Source organism: uncultured Mucilaginibacter sp., assembly GCF_903913935.1.
GTDB lineage: Bacteria > Bacteroidota > Bacteroidia > Sphingobacteriales > Sphingobacteriaceae > Mucilaginibacter.
The window spans coordinates 1-1572 of sequence record NZ_CAIWNH010000094.1 but is presented as its reverse complement, the minus strand read 5'-3'; the positions used below and the strand labels follow the sequence as shown (position 1 = coordinate 1572).

The window sequence follows — 1572 nt, the reverse complement described above, 5'->3', positions numbered from 1 at the left end:
GGTGATGATATAATCTTTCACCCTGTACATCTCGACATGGTCCGTCCTTTTAAAAAACAGGCCGCTGCTGATCCGGATTACTTCGGGCGTGATCACATACAAGCAGTTCCGCACAAAAATAAAACGGTACCAGGCTATTCCAATAAAAGCAATGCTAAAAAAAAGAAAAAGTGGTGAGAGCCACCACGCCAGCAAAAGGAACGTGATACCCAGCCCGATCAGCGGCAGGGTTTTAAGAAAGGCGAAGATCACCGCCGGTTTAAGGGTTATTTCATTGGTTTGCATGATATTTCAGTTGTTCTAAATAAGTGTCGAATTCTTTTGGTTTGGAGGTGCGAAAGCCTGTTCGCAGACCGGATGCCTTTTCAAAAGCGCTGAGGGAAAGTACCTCCGGATCAAATCGATATACTTCGTCATTGCACATGATCTGAATTTGCAGGTCCGTACGCAGCAGGCGGACTGCCTGGTTCTTTAAACCTGCCGCTACCCTGATGTCCGCTAATCTTCCTAATAAATCCTTACCAAAAACGAGCGTGAATTTCCGCTTCGGATAATGAGATTTTATCCATTGCAACTGCCCGTAATGCGGTAGGTTGCCCAAGGCAATAAATGATAGCGTATCCAAATCAGAGTAGCGGTGCAGGTTCACCGACAAATAGGCGATGGCCTCCATAGCTGTTGAAGTAATGATCACTTCGCGCGCAAGTTCTTTACCGGCCAGCCACAAATTCGGCGTAGTGGGCACGCGGTGAAAGCCGGTGCCGAAATGTTCGAAATGACCGCCGTAGTTAAACATCAATTCGGGGACATCGAAGAAAGCCTGTACAGCTTCCGGCACGCCGAGTGCCGTCAATTCGGGGTCCATTACCTGCTGGTCCGGTTGCGGGTTCCGAAGTGTATGTGACTGTTATCGTGCACCGGCTTTTGATCTTCCATGTCCCGGTAAGCATTGTGATATCCGGGGCTGAGGGTATTCGCCTCCTTAGGATGATGCTTTTCGCCAAATAGCGCATTCAATCCCTTATAAAGCATATACGATAAACCGCCGTCAATAAGGAGCGAGGCGATCAGTGCAAGCTTGTTTGAGCGGATGCCATTCGTGTCTGAACCAGAATATTGCAGTCTTGTGCCATCAGGTATTTTCACCTCTTTGCCCTTGCGGTAATTCTCTTTCTGGGCGGCGGTGAGGTATTCCCCATTGATCATATCGGGCGTAATGATCTTTTCCGTATCGGAAACAATGAATTCCCTTGTTTCCGCATCATATTCCACCAATACCTCTATTTTATTACCTTTTTCATCCAAGGTCACCTTCAAAAGATTTGCAATTTCACCTTTTTCCAGTTCTTTTGCCTCAAAAGGCTCCAAAAAATCCGGGATAACAGGCATCACGTAAACCGGGTGCACACGCAATTCAACTTTTCCCTTTTCATTGGTGAACAATGATAATTTGGCGTCCATGGACTCGATTTTGATATTTTCGGCTTCCAGGTTTTTTAATTTCATCATGCTTGTCCTGCGACCGGACAGCAGCGCCCTTAAGTCATTTTCATTTAAAAGCAGCTGTCCGTT

At 46.6% G+C, this 1572-nt stretch carries 3 protein-coding genes; all 3 read right to left on the bottom strand.

Going from position 1 to position 1572, the window contains the following annotated elements:
- A partial coding sequence (locus QZY09_RS03590; protein WP_295668136.1) for a hypothetical protein occupies positions 1–285 on the bottom strand: 285 nt, incomplete at its 3' end.
- On the bottom strand, positions 272–865 hold the full coding sequence (locus QZY09_RS03585) for a hypothetical protein (RefSeq protein WP_295668133.1): 594 nt from the start codon (positions 863–865) through the stop codon (positions 272–274). The genes QZY09_RS03585 and QZY09_RS03590, both read right to left, overlap by 14 nt.
- A partial coding sequence (locus tag QZY09_RS03580; RefSeq protein ID WP_295668130.1) for a DUF4099 domain-containing protein occupies positions 865–1572 on the bottom strand: 708 nt, incomplete at its 5' end. The genes QZY09_RS03580 and QZY09_RS03585, both read right to left, overlap by 1 nt.